Below are 17,750 nucleotides of genomic sequence, written 5' to 3' on the forward strand. Positions count from 1 at the left end.
GTGGCAGCGGCGTGGGAGACCGCCCCCTCCACCGCCGCCGCCCGCGCGGACGCCTTCTGACCGGAGCCTGTCATGATCTTTCGCCGCCTTTTGCCGGCCGTCCTCAGTCTCCCGCTGGTCGCCTTGCCCGTCCTGGCCCACGAGCCCGGCGCGGGGGCGAACGGCGGGGTGCGGGTGGATGCCGGCCATTACCACGCGGAGCTGGTGGCCGACGGCACGCCCAATGTCGCGCTTTATCTGAGCGACGGCGCCGACAAGCCGGTGGCGGCCGAGGGCTTCAAGGCCAACGCCATCCTCGTGGTGGACGGCAAGGCCCAGCGCTTTCCCCTCTCGCCCGCCGGCGGCAACCGGCTCGCCGGGACGGCGGCGGTTGCCATCCCAAAGGGCGTGAAGGGCGTGGTCCAGATCTCCGCGCCCGACGGCGCCTCCGCTCAGGCCAAATATTGAAGACCGCCCGAAACCCCTTCGCTTCGCCTCGTCTGCCCGGCGACGAGCCAAAGAGGCCGATCATGACCCGACCCGTGTTCCAATCCGCCCTCTCCCGCCGCGCCGTCCTGACCGGTGGCGCGGCGCTCGGCGCCCTCGCCTTCTCCAGCGGCTGGCAGCGCGCCCTTGCGGCTCCGCTTCTCACGGTGGAAAGCCTCACCCTCGACGTGAACGGCAAGGCGGCGAAGGTGTTCGCCGTTAAGGGCCCTTCCGGCGAGGGCCTCTTCGCCAAGGAGGGAGACCGGCTCACCGGCGCGGTGCTCAACGCCTCGCAGAGCCCTGCGGTGATGCACTGGCACGGCCAGATCTTCGCCCCGCCGGACCAGGACCTCGCCCGTCCCAATGGCGGCGAACTTGCCCCCGGGGGCATCGATCAGGTGGATTTCCGCCTTACCCCGGGCACCCACTGGATGCACTCCCACACCTTGAGCGAGCAGCAATTGCTCGCCGCGCCCCTCGTCACCCGGGAGGCGGACGCGGGCGATGTCCAGGACGTGGTGGTGATGCTGCACGACTTCTCCTTCCGCAGCCCGGAGGAGATCCTGGCCGAACTCGGCGGAGCGAACGCACACGGCGGCCACGGTGGTCACGGCATGGGCCAGCAGATGCAAGGCATGCCGGGAATGGCGATGCCGGGAATGGACCACTCCGGCCACGGCATGGGGGGAATGGGTGCCGGGCCGGGCGCTGGAATGGGCGCCGCGATGCAGGGGGGAGGTATGCAAGGCGGCGGCATGATGGTGCACGCCAACGATGTTGCCTACGACGCCTTCCTTGCCAACCGCCGCACCCTCGCCGATCCCGAGGTGGTGCAGGTGGAGAAGGGCGGTCGGGTGCGGCTCCGCATCATCAATGGCGGCACCGCCACCGCCTTCTTCATAACCGTGCCGGGCCTGAAGGCGACCTGCATCGCGGTCGATGGCACGCCTTGCGCCCCGCTGGTGGCGGATGCCTTTCCGCTCGCCCAGGGACAGCGCATCGACCTCCTCGTGGAGATCCCGGCAGGGGGCGGTGCCTTTCCGGTGCTGGCGCAGGTGGAGGCCTCGCCCCGTCGCACCGGCTTCGTGCTGGCGACGGCCGGTGCTGCCATCGCCCGCCTCGGGGAGACGGCCGACAGACCGCAGGGGCTTCTCGACCTCGCCTTCGAGGGGCGGCTTTCCGCCTTAAATCCTCTCCCGGCGCGGCGGGCGGACAAGGTCTTCCCCATCATGCTGGGCGAGGAGCCGGGCTATCGCTGGACCATCAACGGCCGCATCCACGGGGAGGACGTGCCCTTCAGCGTGCAGCAGGGCGAGCGGGTGGAGATGACCTTCCTGAACCCCACCGGCATGAGCCATCCCATGCACCTGCACGGCCACCATTTCCAGGTGGTGGGCATCGGCGGGCGCCGCTTTGCAGGCGCCCTGCGCGACACGGTGATGGTGCCGCCGCACACGCCCGTGACCATCGCCTTCGATGCCGGGCAGAGGGGCGAGTGGTTCCTGCACTGCCACCACCTCTATCACATGGCCACCGGGATGATGGCGGTGGTGAAGGTGGCTTGACGATCGAGGTGGACAGGAAGCAGCAGGAAGCCTGGCGGGAGGCTGCAGGTCCGCGCCCCGCCATCCCGAGGACCGTCTGGGCCCTCGGCTTCGTCAGCATGTTCATGGAAATCTCGTCCGAGATGATCCACGCGCTGCTGCCGCTCTTCCTCGCCGGCACCCTCGGTGCGAGCGTCGCCATGATGGGCATGATCGAGGGCGTGGGGGAATCCAGCGCGCAGATCGCGAAGGTCTTCTCGGGCTATTTGTCGGACCACTTCGGTCGGCGCAAGCCGCTGATCCTGCTCGGCTACGGGTTCGGCGCCGCATCCAAGCCGTTCTTTGCCCTGGCCGGCGCTCCGGCGATGGTGTTCGCCGCGCGCTTCGCCGACCGCGTCGGCAAGGGCATCCGGGGCGCGCCCTGCGATGCGCTTGCGGCCGACGTCACCCCGCCCGAGATCCGCGGACGCGCCTATGGCCTGCGCCAGGCCCTCGACACGGTGGGCGCCTTCGTCGGGCCGCTGCTTGCCGTCGCGCTGATGGCGCTGTTCGCCGACGACATGCGGGCCGTCTTCTGGGTCGCCCTCGTTCCCGGCGCTCTTGCCGTGCTCTGCGTCGTCCTCGGCGTCGAGGACAGGTCCGTGGGCACGGTTGGAACAGGCCGGCCTCCACCGGTGCGGATCGCGGATCTCAGGCGCCTCGAACGTCCCTTCCTTGTCGTCGTGGCCATCGGTGTCGTCTTCACGCTCGCGCGCTTCAGCGAGGCCTTCCTCGTCCTGAATGCCTACGACGAGGGACTGCCGCTGGCGCTCGCTCCGTTCGTGCTCGTCGCGATGAATGTCGTCTATTCCCTCGGCGCCTAACCCGCCGGCGCCTGGTCGGATCAGGCGCCGCCGGAGCGGCTTTTGCTCAGCGGCCTTGCCGTGCTGGTGGCGGCCGACCTCTCCCTCGCCTTCGTCCCGGGCCTGTGGGGGGCGTTCCTCGGCATCGGCTTGTGGGGCGCGCTCATGGCGCTCACCCAGGGCCTTCTCGCCAAGCTCGTGGCCCAGAACGCCCCGGCGGCGCTGCGCGGATCAGCCTTCGGCCTGTTCAACCTCGCCACTGGCCTCGCGACGCTGGCGGCGAGCCTTGCCGCCGGGCTGCTGTGGGACATCAGTGGCGCCCGGGCGACGTTCATCGTCGGCGCCGTCTTCGCCCTCCTCGCATCCGCGCTCGTGATCACCTTCGATCCCAGCCGGAAGTCCTGAGGCGGTCCCGCCGACCATCGTCGCGGGAGGCGCGCTGGTCCTGTCCGACAGGGGGCGGTGGACAGGCTTGGCCTGCCCACCCCTTTCGTCCCCGGGACGCACTCTCATCGGCCGAGATACTTGAGGAGCGCCGCGATCCCGAGGACGACCAGGACCAGGATCAGGAGGCCGAACAGCCACATCCCCCACATGCCGGAGCCCATCATTCCGTCGAAATTCAGCATGGTTCCCTCCCTGGAGCCGGATCCGTCTCTGCAGTCCAAGAACGAGGACGCCTTAGCCAAGCGGCGTGCGCCGCAGGCGCAGGGCATTGGCGATGACGCTGACCGATGACAGCGCCATGGCCGCGGCGGCGATGATGGGCGACAGCAGAAGCCCGAACAGGGGATAGAGCACGCCCGCCGCCACCGGTATGCCGGCCGCATTGTAGATGAAAGCGAAGAACAGGTTCTGGCGGATGTTGCTCATGGTGGCGTGGCTCAGCTGCCGGGCGCGGGCGATGCCCTGGAGATCGCCCTTCAGCAGCGTCACGCCGGCGCTCTCGATGGCGACGTCCGTCCCGGTACCCATGGCGACGCCGACGTCCGCCGCGGCGAGGGCGGGCGCATCGTTCACGCCGTCGCCGGCCATGGCGACGATCCGCCCTTCCTGGCGCAGCCGCGTCACCACCTGCGCCTTGTTCTCCGGCAGCACCTCTGCTTCCACCTCGTCGATGCCCAGGCGCCGGGCCACCGCCTCGGCGGTCGTCCGATTGTCGCCGGTGAGCATGACGACGCGGACCCCGGCGGCCCGGAGCGCCGCCAAGGCCACGGGGGTGGTCGCCTTGACCGGGTCGGCGATGGCGATGAGGCCGCCGATGCGCCCGTCCATTGCAACGAAGATCACGGTGGCACCATCGGCGCGTAGCGCCTCGGCCTCGGCCGACAGGGGGGAGAGGTCCACGCCTTCCTCGCCCATGATGCGGTGGCTGCCGATGACGAGCTTTTGGCCGTCCACCGTGCCAGTCACGCCCTTGCCCACCGGGCTGTCGAAATCCTGGGCCTCGCCGAGAGGCAGGGCGCGCTCCTCCGCCGCGGCGACGATGGCCGCCGCGAGCGGGTGCTCGCTCGCCCGCTCGAGCGTCGCCGCAAGCCGCAGGAGCGCGTCCTCTTCCAAGGCGCCGGCCGTCTTCAGCGCGACCACCTTCGGCTTGCCTTCCGTCAGGGTGCCGGTCTTGTCCACCACCAGCGTGTCCACCTTCTCGAACCGCTCCAGCGCCTCGGCATTCTTGATGAGCACGCCCATGGATGCGCCGCGACCGACGCCCACCATGATGGACATGGGCGTCGCCAGCCCGAGCGCACAGGGGCAGGCGATGATGAGCACCGCCACGGCGGCGATCAGCCCGTGGGCGAAGCGCGGCTCCGGCCCAAAGATGCCCCACGCCGCAAAGGCAAGGACCGCGATGGCGATCACCACCGGCACGAACCAGCCGGATACCTCGTCGGCGAGGCGCTGGATCGGCGCGCGCGAGCGTTGCGCCTCGGCCACCATGTGGACGATCTGCGCCAGCATGGTGTCCCGCCCCACCTTGCCGGCGCGCATGACGAAGCCGCCGCTCTGGTTGAGCGTGCCGCCGATGACCTTCGCGCCGACGTCCTTGGTGACTGGCATGGATTCGCCGGTGATCATGGATTCGTCCACCGAGGAGCGGCCCTCGACCAGCTTGCCATCCACCGGCACCTTCTCGCCTGGCCGCACGCGCAGGCGGTCGCCCACCACGACCGCCTCCAGCGCCACGTCCTCGTCGCTGCCGTCGTCACGCACGCGCCGGGCGCTCTTGGGGGCGAGGTCGAGCAAGGCGCGGATGGCGCCGCCGGTCTGCTCGCGGGCGCGCAGCTCCAGCACCTGGCCGAGCAGGACCAGCACTGTGATGACGGCAGCGGCCTCGAAATAGATGGCAACCGATCCGTCGGCGGCGCGGAAGGTCGCGGGGAAGATCTGCGGCGCGAAGGTCGCCACCACGCTGTAGGCCCACGCCACGCCCGTGCCCATGGCGATCAGCGTGAACATGTTGAGGCGGCGGGTGACCAGCGACTGCCAGGCGCGGGTGAAGAACGGCCATCCCGCCCACAGCACCACCGGTGTTGCCAACACGAGCTGGGTCCAGTTGGACGCTTGCGCGCCGAGCAGCATGTGGAGATTGGTGAGGTGCCCGCCCATCTCCAGGGCCAGCACCGGCAGCGCCAGCGCAAGGCCGATCCAGAAGCGGCGCGTCATGTCCACGAGCTCGGCGCTGGGACCGGTTTTGCCTGTCGCCACCTCGGGCTCCAGCGTCATGCCGCAGATGGGGCAGTTGCCCGGTCCCAGCTGACGGATCTGCGGGTGCATGGGGCAGGTGTAGATCACGCCTTGAGGCTGACCCTTCGCTGCGGGCGGCGTTTCCGCCGCACCGGCGGTATAGGCAGAAGGGTTTGCGTCGAATTTGTCGTGGCATTTTGCCGAGCAGAAGAAATAGCTCTTGCCGCCGTAGTCCGACCGGAACCCGGCGGTGGCCGGGTTCACCTCCATGCCGCAGACGGGATCCTTGACCATTTCCGTGGGCGCGATCCCGGCGCCTTCGGGCGGGTGAACTGCATGGTCGTGGTGGTGATGGTGGCCGGCGTGCGTGTCGTGCTCAGTCATGAGGGCGGTCTCCGGAGCGAGGGGCTGTCGCGGATGAAATTCCGATACGGGGAAAAAGGCGGGGACGCGGCTGGCATAATCATCCCACGTCGGCCCGAACTCAGTGCGGGCTGCGGCTTCTTCCTGCCGTGCGAGCCGCACATAGACCGAGACGAGAATGGGGAACATGGCGAGCGTGACCAGCGTCGGCCATTGCAGCAGGAAGCCGAACATGATGACGACGAAAGCGGCGTACTGGGGATGCCGCACGCGGGAATAGGGACCTTCGGTCGCGAGGCGGTGATCGCGCTGGGCCGCATAAAGCACGTTCCAGCTCGCGACGAGCAGCCAGAAGCCGCCGAAGATCAGAATATTGCTGAAGATGTGGAACGGCCCGAAATGGGGGTTCACGCGCCATCCGAACAGGGTCTCCAGCAGATGGCCGGCGTCGTGGGACCAGAAATCGACACCGGGAAACTGCCGGCCGAGCCATCCCGACAGGAGATAGATGGTCAGCGGAAAGCCGTACATCTCGGTGAACAGGGCAAGGATGAAGGCCGAGAACGCCCCGAGCGTGCGCCAGTCCCGCGGTGTCTGCAGCCGGGTGAAGCTTGCCGCAAACAGGATGAAGACCGCCGAGTTGATGATCACGAGGCCCCACAGGCCATAAGCGGAGGTCTCGGTCATCGGTTGCCCCCATCGGGACCCGGCGGCCGTTCGCCTGGCTGGTGTCCCGCATGATGGCCGTGGCCGTGATGCATGAACATGTGCATCAGCGGGCAGGCGAGCAGCAGGAGGAAGGGCAGATACCCCAGCGCATGGACGCGGTGCTCCGAGAACAAAAGAAAGGCCACCGCGAGAAGAAAGCCGATGGCGACGATGCCGCCGGGCGAGCGCCAGAAGCTTCGGTGCGGGGCGCGCGTGCCGGTGTCATTGCCGGGCCGCGGCATATGGCCGGTGTCGTCATGCAAGGACATTTGGTCCTCCTCCACCTGAGCGAAGCAGGCCGGCTGCGATCGCCGACCCGCCAGCGAGGTTCGACGCTCACATGGGGCCCATTCCACCCGGCATCATGAGCTGGTCCGCCGTGCGCTTCTGCGCTTCGTCGAACGACGCGTAGAGCGGCCCGAGCGCGGCCTTGAGGCGGCGCACCGCTTCGAGGCGGGCGACGAGCATGCGCTCGTGACCGTCGATCCGCTGCGGCAGGGTCGGCGCCGAGCCGCCCTGCGCGGCCATCATCATCTCCTGCATGTCACCCATCATGGCGCGATTGGCCTTGAGCGCTTCCGTGAATGCGCTCCACAGGGGCTGCTGCGCCTCAGTGATCTTCAGTTCGGCCTTCAGGAAGGCGATGCGCCCTGCGATGCGGTCGGGGTCCATCATCTGGCTCATCCCCATGCCGGCCCCTGCGTTTCCGCCGCCCATCATGCCCATGCCACCCTGGCCCATCATCCCCATCATGCCCGGCCCCATCATGCCTTGAGGGCCACCTGGCGTCGGCGTGGCCTGAGATGGCTGCGGTGCCGGCGCGGCAGCCTGGGGCGCAGCAGGCTGGGCCTCCGGCGGATGGTGCGCGTCCTCGGCGAAGCCCGGCGTCGAGAGCAGCAGCGCGCCGGCGAGCATCAGATTGCGAAACGTCGTCATAGTCAGTTCTCTCCTATCGCTGCGGTCCGGCTGATGCCGGCCGCCTGGAAATCCAAACCGCTCCGTGTATCCTGTGGCCCTGTGCCCTCACTCCTGTGCTGTGGGTCCGCACCGGCTGGGTGGGCACTGCCCACGCCGTCATAGAGACTGTCGAAGAGGCGCTCCCACAGGGCGTCCCGCAGGCGCCGGCCCTGCTCGATCCCCTCGGCGACGCGCGAGACGACGTGCTCCTCCTCGACCTTGAAGGGGTTGTCCGCTGCGGCCGGATGCCGGTCGGCGGCGACCTGCTCCGCGAGCCATCGGACATCGCGCATCCAGGGCATAAAGCCTTCCGACAACAGGTAGCGGCTGGTGCGCATTGGGTGCAGCGTCTCAAGCATCGCCGCCGACCAGGGCGTCGTCAGCGCCCGTACCCAGGGGCTGACGAACGTGCGGTAGAAGGCTTCGTTGCGCTCCGACAGGTCGCGCACGCGCTCGAAGGCAGGGTCCTGCCGGGCGAAGCGGATGTCGGACACCTCGCGCGCCTCGAAGCGGACCTGATAGGCGCCCTCACGGCAATCGGGATCGCCGGACGGATTGTCGATCTTCATCTCGTAGAGGCCGGGCGGGAGCGTCTCGATCCGCGGCAGGCTCTCGAGGATGGCCCGATGCTCCAGCCGCGCAACCTTTGCGGAAACGAAGATGCCGAGGTGACCCACATGGCGGTTGATGAGATAGACGATGCGCTGGCCCGCCGCCTTGAGATCTTCCGTATCCTGGTACACGATCGGTAACCAGCCGAGCGCCTGATGGGGCGGCGTGATGTTGTCGCCATAGGATGCGAAGATCACGAGCGGGTTGCGGATGCGCCTGAGATCCGCATGGCACCCTTCGCAGATCCGGACGCGGCCCTGCTCCAGCCTGTTGCCGACGAAGAAGTTCTCCACGATGGCGAGGATCTCCTCGCGGCTCAGGAAGTAATAGCCGCCCCACCAGCGCTCGAAGGCGAGGAACCGCTCCCGCTCAGTATCCATGTGGGCATAGAGGTTCGCGTACTTCTCCCATACCGCCTCGGGCTTCAGCCCCTCGAAGTTCTGCACCAGAAAGGCGCCGTCGAAGCGTCCGTCCCCGAGGTCGGCGAGAAGGTGTGTCAACCACGCCCCGCCCTCGAAGCCGGCGGCGATGCGCATGGGGTTGATGCCGGTCTCGCCGGCCCAGTAGGACAGAGGGGTCCCGTTCAGCACGGCCGGTCCGGCCAGCCCCGCGCAGTTCGCGGCGAGCAGCGTCACCGCCCAGCCGGCCTGGCAGTTCCCATAGAGCACAGGCGCGGCGCCGGAATGTCGCCATGACACCTCCTCGACGAACCGCCGCAGCACGTGAAGCACGTCGGCGAGCGTCTGCCCCGCGGCGGGCTCTGGATAGAAGGTGACGAAATAGACGGGGTGCCCCTGGTGCAGGGCGATGCCGACCTCGGAGTCCTGCTTGAAGCCACCGATGCCGGGGCCGTGGCCGGCGCGCGGGTCGAGGATCACCACGGGCGGCTTGGCCGCGTCCAGACAATCTTCCAGGCACTCGTCCCCCACGCGGGTCACGCGCAGGAGGGCATAGTTTGCCGGACGCTCGAGCCGGCGGGCATCGAGCAGGACCTCATAGTCGAAGTCGAGCAGAGCCGGCTTACCGGCGCGCTCGTGCGCCAGCATGTTGTCGGCCCGCTGGCGCAGCGTGTCCCAGAACAGGATCCAGCGCTCGGCCACGTCCCTGCCATAGGACAAGAAATCGCGAGCGAACGTTCCGGGATCGCTGGAGAAGGCGCTCCCTTGGGCATTTCGGGTTTGCCGCGGGGTTCCGGTGCCAGTCGGTCCGGATTGTCCAAGCGCAGCCGTGCCGGCCATAGGCTCGGCAAGCGTGTCGCGACCATACATGGAAAGGTCCTCGTTTCGCCATCGGCACGAGGCCGACGCTGATTTCGGGGGCATCTTGCGGCACGTCGACGCGCCGGCGCCCTCAACGGGCGCTGCTTCGCGCGTCCGCCTCACGCCTGAAATGCGTTGAGACCGGTATCAGCTCTGGAAACGCGGGGGATCGAGGCCGGGCAAGACCGCCAAGCCGTCCGCGGCCTGGTTGGCGAGATCAAAGGGCTCTCGAACAAAGGTCAGATCCAGAACGTGCAGGCTCGCGCCGTCGGCCACGGGCACATAGACACTGCAGGAGACGCTGCAGCACTTTCCGTGTTCAGCGGGTTGGGTCGGCTCGTCCGGATGATGATCTGCGGGATCAAGCGAGGCGATCTGGTACGGATGATCCGCCGCAGCTGCGTATGCCGAATCCTCGTCATGGCACGGCGCGGAATAGGCGCTCGCGATGGGTCCGAACAGCATGGCCATTGCCACCAGGATCGCTGGCAGCACCTTCACCCACCCCGCTGCCGACCTGAGCCTGATCATATGCCTCATCGCCTCACCGGCGAACTATGCCTCATCATAGGTGCGCATGAAAGGACCGCCTTGAGCAGGATCAACGCGGGCGCCGACGAGGTCACCTGTTGCACGTGCTGTTCGGCGAGATCATCACGCTGAACACGCTGGGACTGGGCCTGGAGGTGCCGATGTTGGCGTCGATCCGGCCAGCGTCCCTGATCCTCACCCTTGCCGCGCTCAACGCCGTGTTCCGCTTCCACCTCGGCGTGATGACGATTTTGGCAGGCTGTTCAGTGCTCGGACTGCTCTATGGGCTTGCGGGCGGTATCGGGTGAGCCATGAATAATGGCTCTGTTCGACTTGGCGCGTCGACGGACGGATGCCGAACGGGGATGATGGCGGCCTCCGCAACCTCACAGAAGACCGGCCCGATCCTCTTCGGCTTCACGTCCCCCGTTCCGGGCCGGCTCCGTGCACTTCCGCCGCGACGGGTAGGACCAGATAAGATAGCTCCCATCATGCGCTGGTCCGCGACCGACCACGTGGCGTCGTCTCGTCTCAAGTAATCGCGATCGACCGCCGCTTGGGCCTCTGCCACAATCCGGACGGCGCCACCGATCCGCATCCTCGGACAGCATGGATGGCAAGGCTCTTTCGGCTCCGGCCCTGCCGAATGACATGGAGCGTGCTCAGATCTGCGCAAGGTCCCAACTGGACGCGCTGGCCGCGACCCGCAACAGCGTCGTGACGCCGATGGCAATAGCGCCGATGATCGAGAAGACGATCTGCCACGTCTCGGACGGCATGGCGAGCTTCGCGATGCCATGCGTGGCGTGATAGCCGACGATGACGGCCGGGATGACGAAGGCGAGCGCAAAGAGGAGCCGCGCCCACATCGGACGAACGACCGCGAACAGAACCTGGCCGATGCCGAGCGTGATGCCCCCGGCGATCAGGCCAACGACGATCGCACCGAGCCAGCCCGCGCCGGTTTGGTGTGCCCAAGTGCCGGCGCTGACAGCGGCGAAGAACGGCAGCGCGAAGACCGCGAGCGTAAACAGCAGCCAGCAGAATAACGCGATGGCGGCGAGACCAAGCAGGATGCCGAGGAAAATCATGGTGGTATCTCCATAAGGAAAGCTCTGACGGTTGCGCCTTCCACCACCACCACCGCGGCGCGATCACCAGCATAGCAAGGGAAAAAGCCGCCGGAATCCCTGCAATGGGGATGCTCGGGACTTCCGCGCTCCCTCCGCTATCTGGCGAAGGGATCAATCTCCCAGACGATCTGGGAGGCATCGCCGTCGAATTCGTCGGCCGGCACGACCGAGAGGCTGCCGTCGCCGGCGCGAAAGATCACGATGACGACCATCAGGGTCTTGGCAAGGCTGAGGGCGAAGGCCTGCGCATCGGTAGAGGACATGGGGTCCGGCTCCTGCTCGAAGCGGAGGACCATCCCCCGCTGACAGGCGCCCGATTGGTCCGGCCGATGGCCGCAATCACCGCGACGGCGAAGCGGAGCGGCGGCACGCGGTGCGTAGCCGACCCCTTGCGGGTTGATGGCGTCAGGCCCTCGGCCGGACCAAGGATCAGCGCAAAAAAAGCGGGGGTGGATGGTCGCTCGAAGATCGGCAGGTGCGGCCGTCTCCCTGCATAAGCTGACTCTGGAGGCTTTGTTCAGCTACACGTCTGATGAGTACAGGTCCTGCTCGTCAGTCCGGTGAAAATCGATAATGGAGCCAGCACTTTCATGAGAAACGTTCAGGGCTCGTGAAATTCGATTCCGATGGTCGAGAAGGGGGCAGCGCTCATGCGCCGCCTGACCCGAACCGATAGACCGGGATGCCGAGCTTGCGGGCCTTGTCGGCGAGGTTGTCCTGGATGCCCGTGCCGGGGAAGATAATGACCCCGATGGGCATGACCGAGAGCATCTGGTCGTTGCGCTTGAAGGGGGCGGCCTTGGCGTGCCGTGTCCAGTCGGGCTTGAACGCGACCTGCGGCACCTTACGGGCATCGGCCCAGCAGGCGGCGATCCTCTCGGCACCCTTGGGCGAGCCACCGTGCAGCAGCACCATGTCAGGGTGCTTCGCGCGGACCTGATCGAGCTTCGCCCAGATGTGCGTGTGGTCCATCGTGTCGCCGCCGGAAAAGGCGATCTTCGGACCTGTGGGCATCATCACCTCGGTCTCAGCCCGCCTGCGGGCGGCGAGGAAATCGCGGCTGTCGATGAGGGCTGCGGTGAGGTGCCGATGGTTCACCAGGGATCCGGAGCGCGGGCGCCAGGCTGAGCCGGTGTGCCGTTCGAAGGCATCGGCAGCCTCGTCGCGCATCAGCTCGAAGGTGTTGCGGCGTTCCATGAGGCTCTGGCCCTCGGCGATGAGTCGCTCCAGCTCCGCCGAGCGCACCTCGCTGCCGTCCTGTTCCTGCTGGCTGCGGCGCTGGCCTTGCTCGTTGTCGTCAAGGGTGCCCGAGATACGGCCGGCGGCACGGTGGAAGAGATGGACGGTCGACCACAGGAGATCGGGAAGGTCCGGCTCGAGGCGAGTGTCTTGCAGCGTCGCGATGAGGGCATCGAAGATGTCGGCAATTGCGCCGGTGATGCGGTCGGCATCGGGAAGCGGCCGCGGATCCGTTTCGTCGTCCGAGGGACGGTAGCCATAGAGCTGAAGTTCCTGCAGCAGGTGATCGGTGGGAGAGGAAGCGTGGCGGGGTCCGTCGTGCTCGGTGCTCATGGGAGGCTCCGTCGGTTGGACCGCAGCCTTGCGGCCTTCATGGCGACGAAGCCGGCGGGCGGGACGGACCTGCACCCCGCGGGAAGCGCGGGGCCGGAGCGTGAGCGGAGGATGGCGAAGGCCGGGGATTTTGCTTCGCGATGGAACGCCGCGTGTCGGGGCCCTGCGACGCCTGCGTCGTGGGGAAACACCGGCGACGGAAAATCACCGGCCGGAGCCATTGCCGGTCCGGGACGACTGCCGGCCGATCGCCCTCTGGAAGGCCTGGCTGCGGGTTCTCTGTCGGCGGTGGGTATCAGAGCGTGGCGGAAGAGCATTCCCGCTCGCAGCCACTCCAGATCATGGGCTCGTCACGGACAAGCGGGCGACGTCCTCGGGAGCAAGCTGACATCGGAGTTGCGCCCGCAAGGCGTCAACGCCAAAGGCGCGCAGATCTTCGTTGAAGTCGCCAAGCGTCGGCGAGAGCACGATGGCCTCGATCCCGGTGGAGTTCGCTCGTGCAATGAGGCTGTCCCGTGCCCTGTTGCCGGCCGGATCGGTGTCGCGGGCGATGTAGAGCCGCCGTAGCCCGGGTGGAAAGGCGATGGCGGAAAGGTGGGCGGCCGAGAGCGCCGCTGCCGTCGGGAGGCTTGGCAACACGCCGCGGAGGGAAAGGATCGTCTCGATGCCCTCTCCGGCAGCCATCACGTCATCAACTCGGCCGAAGCGAACGGCATGCTCCAGCAGGTGACCTATGGCCCGCCGGGGCGTGGCGATTGCCGCCTTGTCCGATCCGTCCGGAGCGAGCCACGTCCGGTGGATGCCCATGATCCGTCCCCTGAGGTCGGTGACGGCAGCGATCATGGCCGGCAGGGGTTGAATGGGCCCGTGCGCAGCCGGGCGATAGAAGCAGCGAGGATGAAAGCGCAAGCTTCCGGTTTCGTGCAAAGCCGAGATGCCGCGGGTCCGCAGATACGCCTCTACGATTGTGCCCGAAATCGGCTCTGCAGCGGCGAACAGCCGTCGTGCCGAGATGACCGGATCACGTGAGGAACATTGCTTTCCGCCATGAGGAGCTTCCGCGTCTGGTGAGATTGGTGGAAGGCGCAGAAATGCTTGAGCCTCTGCGACCACATCGGTGAAGTTGAGCAGGCCCCGGCTTTCGCGGATCACGTCGAGGAGGTCGCCGTGCTCGCCCGTGGCAGCGTCGGTCCATTTTCCGGCTGGGCCCTTCGCGGTGTCCGTCAGCCGCACGAACATGGAGCGGCCGGGAGAGTTGCGAACATCGCCGACCTGCCAATAGTGCCCCTGCCGTCGGCCCGCGGAGAGATAATGGCGGCAGACTGCCTCCGCCTGCCGCCCCAACTGCCGGGCCAGATCATGGGTCACATCCGTCATGGGGACGCTCCAAGAAAATGGCCCGCCGTCCGGGCCACGCGATAGGGGGGATCGCGGAGCCACAGACGGCGGGCCAGGTTGCCCGGGGAGGATTATTCGGCAGCGATCGAGGAGGAGATCGCTTCGGGCTCCTCAGTGTCGGCGAGGTCTTCGCTGTCGGCCATGGCCGTTTCGCCGTCGGTCTCCGCCGTTTCCTCGCCGACGGTGTCCAAGGGCTGGGTCCGCAGCGCCTCCGGGAGCCAGCCGCTGTCGGCGAGGAGGGTCTCGGCCTCCCGGGCCATGTCGCCCTTCTTGAGGTGGGCGATCCGCTCGGCCGGGCGCTCCCCCTTGGCCTCGGTCACCGCCTGCAGGATGCGGGCCTTGGTGACCCTGCCGAGGAAGGTGTCCACCGTGGGCTTCCATCCGACGGCTGCCATGTCGAGCGACACCGCCTGCGCCAGCCTATCGGCATGGGCGAAGGCGCGGGGACGGCGGTTCCAGGCCTCATGCACCGCATTGACCGAGAGGCTCACCACATGGGCGAACAGTGCGGCCCGGCTGTCGTGGTCCCACCCGCTCAAGGTGTCCCAGAGCGTGCCCGGCTCCTTCGGCAGAGCCTTGGCCCAGCTCTCATGCCGGACACGAATGGACTCGGCGGAGACGCTGTCATTGAGGCCCGGCGCCTGGGCATTGAACGAGACGCTCTTGAGATCGAGCTCAAGGCAGCTGTCCGAGCCATAGGCGTAGAAAGCTTTCAGCGTCAGGGCATGGACCGCGGCAAGGAAGGCGACGTCAGGCTGCTCGCCCAGCGAATGGCGCAGGCCGAGGGTGCGGTGGGTGGTCAGCTCCGTGAGCAGCCGGTCGGAGATGGGGGTGAGGCCGTCCTCCTCCTCGGGCTCGCCAGGAGCATCGCCTGCTGCCGCCTCCTGCCGAGGGGATGAGGCCACGAGGTTGGCACCGTCGGTCTCGATGGAAGGGTCATGGTCCTCCTCGACCGGCACCTCGTCCTCCGGGCGGACGAAACCCCGTTCCACCCGGAGCTTTCCATCCTGTGCGATGCTGACGAAGGCGCCGGCCCGGGCGACCTCCGCCGGATCGAACGCGAGAGGACGCGCTTCGAAGGCCTCCAGCATCGCCTCGAGTGCCCCGAGCCGCGCGTCGACCTCTTCGGGAAGCTCGTCGACATCGGCATGTTCTTCGGACAGACGATCGTATTCCCCCTGGGCTGCCTCCCGCGCAGCCTCCTCCGCTTCGGTCAAATGCATGGGCTCGCCCCGCAATTGGCGTAGGCCATAGGTGTGGCCATAGGCGAAGTCCGGCGCGACCTCGATCCACTTCCAACCCTCGCTCCGGATCACGTCGGCCTCGGCGACGAGCTTCTCGGCCACCATCCGGTCGACGAGGGGCACATCCTGCAGCCAGCCACCGTCATCGCCCTGGAACAGGTCGCGCAGCACCGTGCCGCCGGCCATCTCGTAGGCCTCGATGCCGATGAAGCGGGCCCGCTTGTCGGATGCCCGCACCGCGCCCTCCGTCAGCATGCGCCGGATGACATAGGGCTGCTTGTCGTAAGCTTGGGCGAGACGCTCCAGCACCTGCTCCTGCCGTTCATGGTCGCCCGATACGGTGAAGGCCATGAGCTGGTCGAGGGTGAGGCCATCCTCGGCATAGGTGTCGAGGAGCGTCGGAGAGAGCGAGGCGAGCTTCAGCCGCTGCTTCACCACCGCGACCGAGACGAAGAAGGCGGCGGCGATCTCCTCCTCGGACTGGCCCTTCTCCCGCAGAGCGAGAAAGGCACGGAACTGGTCGAGGGGATGGAGCGGCGCGCGCTGGACATTCTCGGCGAGGGAATCCTCCTCGGCGATGCCGCCCTCACGGACAATGCATGGCACCGGGGCCGTCCTGGCGAGGCGCTTGCGCTTCACCAGCAGCTCCAGCGCCCGATAGCGCCGCCCGCCGGCCGGGATCTCATACATGCCGGTCTCGACGCCGTCGGGATCGACCACGGCTCGGACATTGAGGCCCTGGAGCAGGCCGCGCCGGGCGATGTCCTCGGCGAGTTCCTCGATGGAGACGCCCGCCTTCACCCGGCGGACGTTGGCCTGACTCAGCACCAGCTTGTTGAAAGGGATGTCGCGGGAGGACGAAAGGGTGATCTTCTGAACGGCCGTGGCCATGGGATATTTCTCCGCGACGGGCGGCCAGAGAACCTCTCTCTGGCCTCCAACCCGTCACGAAGGACGGCGCCGCCCTCTTCCTCTGAGGGCAGCGCCGCAGAACCGATGATCCGGAAATCCGGAACAACACGAAGCCGGAGACACGACATTCCGCATCTCCGGCTTCGCGGATCTCAGACGGCGCGGTCGAGGAGTTTCTTCGCCCGCGCCTCCAGATCGAGGCGGGCATCCTGGTGGGGCTTGTCCCGGGCCACGGCCGTGATGCCCTGCACGAAGTCGAAGATGCTCTCCGGCTTGCGACCTTCTTCGGCCAGCACGGTCTCGATCACCTTCTGCGTCTCCGCCTTGGAGAAGCCCTTGCGGCGCAGGAACTCGGTGCGGTCCTCGTCGGTGCGCGCCACGATGCGCTCGCGTGCCGCCTTGATGCCGTTGACGAAGGGCATGGGGGAGGAGTTAGCAAAGCGCTCCAAAGCCGGCGCCGCCTGATGGGCGAACCGAGATGCGGCATACTTGGAGTGCCGGATGGTGATCTCCTCGAAATCCTCGACGCCCCACAGGTTGCGGTTCTGGCAGACGGCCCGCAGGTAGAAGCTGGCGATCCCCAGCGTCTTGGCGCCCACCTCCGAGTTCCAGCAATAGAAGCCCCGAAAAAACAGGTCCGGAGAGCCGTCCGGCAGCCGGCCAGCCTCGATGGGATTGAGATCATCCACCAGGAACAGGAAGACGTCCCGATCCGAGGCGTAGAGCGTGGTGGTGTCCTTGGTGATGTCGACGCGGGGATTGTAGATGCCTGTCGACCAGTCGAGCACACCCGGCACCTTCCAGCGGGTGTCGCCGGTGCCATTGCCGGCGATGCGGCGCACGGCATCCACCAGCTCGTGGTCGTAGATGCGGCCGTAGTCGGGACCGGTCACGGCCCGTAGCTCGACGCGGCCGTCCTCCACCTCCAGCGTCTTCACCTGCTCAGCGCGGTGCGTCAGCAGGCCGTGCTGCAGATTGATGCCGGCGAGCGGAGCCGGGAGTTGCCGCAGGTAGGCCGCCGGCGCGCCGATGAGGCTTGCAAGCTGGCCGAAGCTCCAGTGGGTCGGCGCAACAGGAGCCTCCGTCCCCGGCAGCGCGAGCGTCAGCCGGTCCGGCGCCTCTCGGCTCGCTTTGACGCGGATAGCCGCGCTCTCCACCGTCCGGGTCCGGCTCCGGTCGGACCGGCCGCGCACCGCGCCATACAGCTCCGACAGGGACAGATAGCGTTCGTCCGCCGGCCGGGAGAACCACTCCGACGACACGCGGCCGACGCGCTCGCCGCGATTGACATCCACCTTATACCCGCCGCTCGGATCACCGCGGGCGTCCAGAACCTGTTCGTTCATGGGATCGTTCTCCATGACGGGCGCCGGCAGCCTCTCTCCCGGCAGTCAACCCGTCACGGAAAACCGGTCCACCCTCTGACTCTTGAGGGGCGTTGCGGGGGCTCCCCGCTCGATGGGGTCGGCCGAGACCTGGCTCGGCCGCAGGGGAAGGCTTTCCCCTAGCAGCGTCACATCAGAAG

At 67.5% G+C, this 17,750-nt stretch carries 14 protein-coding genes and 2 pseudogenes; 4 read left to right on the forward strand and 12 right to left on the reverse strand.

Annotation, left to right across the window (positions count from 1 at the left end):
* The first annotated feature begins 72 nt into the window (after positions 1 to 72).
* The 3 genes and pseudogenes from FZ033_RS16760 to FZ033_RS16770 all read left to right on the forward strand — a co-directional run bounded on the left by FZ033_RS16760 (position 73) and on the right by FZ033_RS16770 (position 3,256).
* Positions 73 to 447: a hypothetical protein gene (locus FZ033_RS16760; RefSeq protein ID WP_149577254.1), complete on the forward strand. Its 375-nt coding sequence runs from the start codon at positions 73 to 75 to the stop codon at positions 445 to 447.
* 62 nt (positions 448 to 509) lie between these two features.
* Entirely contained in the window at positions 510 to 2,030 is a 1,521-nt protein-coding gene (locus FZ033_RS16765; RefSeq protein WP_149577255.1) for a multicopper oxidase family protein, read from the forward strand.
* Between the two features lie 98 nt (positions 2,031 to 2,128).
* A pseudogene (locus tag FZ033_RS16770) lies at positions 2,129 to 3,256 on the forward strand (MFS transporter).
* Positions 3,257 to 3,532: 276 nt separating this feature from the next.
* On the opposite strand, the gene FZ033_RS16775 reads toward FZ033_RS16770, so the two are convergent.
* From FZ033_RS16775 to FZ033_RS16795, 6 genes and pseudogenes are all read right to left on the reverse strand, one after another.
* Positions 3,533 to 5,920: a heavy metal translocating P-type ATPase gene (locus FZ033_RS16775; protein ID WP_232847551.1), complete on the reverse strand. Its 2,388-nt coding sequence runs from the start codon at positions 5,918 to 5,920 to the stop codon at positions 3,533 to 3,535.
* A 153-nt stretch (positions 5,921 to 6,073) separates the two neighbouring features.
* Positions 6,074 to 6,586, reverse strand: a pseudogene (locus FZ033_RS24380) (methyltransferase family protein); the annotation flags it as partial.
* On the reverse strand, positions 6,583 to 6,876 hold the full coding sequence (locus FZ033_RS16780; RefSeq protein ID WP_188079545.1) for a DUF2933 domain-containing protein: 294 nt from the start codon (positions 6,874 to 6,876) through the stop codon (positions 6,583 to 6,585). The pseudogene FZ033_RS24380 and the gene FZ033_RS16780, both read right to left, overlap by 4 nt.
* A gap of 67 nt (positions 6,877 to 6,943) precedes the next feature.
* Complete coding sequence (locus FZ033_RS16785; protein ID WP_149577257.1) at positions 6,944 to 7,543, reverse strand: Spy/CpxP family protein refolding chaperone; 600 nt, start codon at positions 7,541 to 7,543, stop codon at positions 6,944 to 6,946.
* A 2-nt stretch (positions 7,544 to 7,545) separates the two neighbouring features.
* Positions 7,546 to 9,444: a DUF3141 domain-containing protein gene (locus FZ033_RS16790; protein WP_149577258.1), complete on the reverse strand. Its 1,899-nt coding sequence runs from the start codon at positions 9,442 to 9,444 to the stop codon at positions 7,546 to 7,548.
* A gap of 138 nt (positions 9,445 to 9,582) precedes the next feature.
* Positions 9,583 to 9,936, reverse strand: a complete 354-nt coding sequence (locus FZ033_RS16795; RefSeq protein ID WP_232847539.1) for a hypothetical protein — start codon at positions 9,934 to 9,936, stop codon at positions 9,583 to 9,585.
* Positions 9,937 to 10,064: 128 nt separating this feature from the next.
* On the opposite strand from FZ033_RS16795, the gene FZ033_RS16800 reads away from it, so the two are divergent.
* The gene (locus FZ033_RS16800; RefSeq protein WP_012116555.1) at positions 10,065 to 10,274 is read left to right on the forward strand and encodes a hypothetical protein; all 210 of its coding nucleotides are present in this window, start codon (positions 10,065 to 10,067) and stop codon (positions 10,272 to 10,274) included.
* Between the two features lie 354 nt (positions 10,275 to 10,628).
* Here FZ033_RS16800 and FZ033_RS16805 read toward each other — a convergent pair whose 3' ends face one another.
* From FZ033_RS16805 to FZ033_RS16825, 6 genes are all read right to left on the reverse strand, one after another.
* Positions 10,629 to 11,057, reverse strand: coding sequence for a hypothetical protein (locus FZ033_RS16805; RefSeq protein ID WP_012116554.1), 429 nt, complete (start codon positions 11,055 to 11,057; stop codon positions 10,629 to 10,631).
* 137 nt (positions 11,058 to 11,194) lie between these two features.
* Positions 11,195 to 11,362 carry a hypothetical protein gene (locus tag FZ033_RS24085; protein WP_188079546.1) on the reverse strand — a complete coding sequence of 56 codons (168 nt, stop codon included), beginning with the start codon at positions 11,360 to 11,362 and terminating at the stop codon, positions 11,195 to 11,197.
* 385 nt (positions 11,363 to 11,747) lie between these two features.
* Positions 11,748 to 12,671 (reverse strand): DUF2493 domain-containing protein, encoded by a 924-nt coding sequence (locus FZ033_RS16810; RefSeq protein ID WP_012116552.1) that lies wholly within the window; start codon positions 12,669 to 12,671, stop codon positions 11,748 to 11,750.
* Between the two features lie 339 nt (positions 12,672 to 13,010).
* Entirely contained in the window at positions 13,011 to 14,048 is a 1,038-nt protein-coding gene (locus FZ033_RS16815) for a DUF7146 domain-containing protein (RefSeq protein WP_149577259.1), read from the reverse strand.
* A 92-nt stretch (positions 14,049 to 14,140) separates the two neighbouring features.
* On the reverse strand, positions 14,141 to 16,204 hold the full coding sequence (locus FZ033_RS16820) for a ParB/RepB/Spo0J family partition protein (protein WP_012116550.1): 2,064 nt from the start codon (positions 16,202 to 16,204) through the stop codon (positions 14,141 to 14,143).
* Positions 16,205 to 16,377: 173 nt separating this feature from the next.
* Complete coding sequence (locus FZ033_RS16825; RefSeq protein ID WP_012116549.1) at positions 16,378 to 17,571, reverse strand: hypothetical protein; 1,194 nt, start codon at positions 17,569 to 17,571, stop codon at positions 16,378 to 16,380.
* Positions 17,572 to 17,750 lie beyond the last annotated feature (179 nt).

The organism is Xanthobacter oligotrophicus, from assembly GCF_008364685.1.
Lineage (GTDB): Bacteria > Pseudomonadota > Alphaproteobacteria > Rhizobiales > Xanthobacteraceae > Xanthobacter > Xanthobacter oligotrophicus.

Excerpts from the sequence above, each read along its gene's own strand:
- FZ033_RS16760 (WP_149577254.1), top strand. The coding sequence starts at position 73 with ATGATCTTTCGCCGCCTTTTGCCGGCCGTCCTCAGTCTCCCGCTGGTC.
- FZ033_RS16765 (WP_149577255.1), top strand. The coding sequence starts at position 510 with ATGACCCGACCCGTGTTCCAATCCGCCCTCTCCCGCCGCGCCGTCCTG.
- FZ033_RS16775 (WP_232847551.1), bottom strand. The coding sequence starts at position 5,920 with ATGACTGAGCACGACACGCACGCCGGCCACCATCACCACCACGACCAT.
- FZ033_RS16780 (WP_188079545.1), bottom strand. The coding sequence starts at position 6,876 with ATGTCCTTGCATGACGACACCGGCCATATGCCGCGGCCCGGCAATGAC.
- FZ033_RS16785 (WP_149577257.1), bottom strand. The coding sequence starts at position 7,543 with ATGACGACGTTTCGCAATCTGATGCTCGCCGGCGCGCTGCTGCTCTCG.
- FZ033_RS16790 (WP_149577258.1), bottom strand. The coding sequence starts at position 9,444 with ATGTATGGTCGCGACACGCTTGCCGAGCCTATGGCCGGCACGGCTGCG.
- FZ033_RS16805 (WP_012116554.1), bottom strand. The coding sequence starts at position 11,057 with ATGATTTTCCTCGGCATCCTGCTTGGTCTCGCCGCCATCGCGTTATTC.
- FZ033_RS24085 (WP_188079546.1), bottom strand. The coding sequence starts at position 11,362 with ATGTCCTCTACCGATGCGCAGGCCTTCGCCCTCAGCCTTGCCAAGACC.
- FZ033_RS16810 (WP_012116552.1), bottom strand. The coding sequence starts at position 12,671 with ATGAGCACCGAGCACGACGGACCCCGCCACGCTTCCTCTCCCACCGAT.
- FZ033_RS16815 (WP_149577259.1), bottom strand. The coding sequence starts at position 14,048 with ATGACGGATGTGACCCATGATCTGGCCCGGCAGTTGGGGCGGCAGGCG.
- FZ033_RS16820 (WP_012116550.1), bottom strand. The coding sequence starts at position 16,204 with ATGGCCACGGCCGTTCAGAAGATCACCCTTTCGTCCTCCCGCGACATC.
- FZ033_RS16825 (WP_012116549.1), bottom strand. The coding sequence starts at position 17,571 with ATGAACGAACAGGTTCTGGACGCCCGCGGTGATCCGAGCGGCGGGTAT.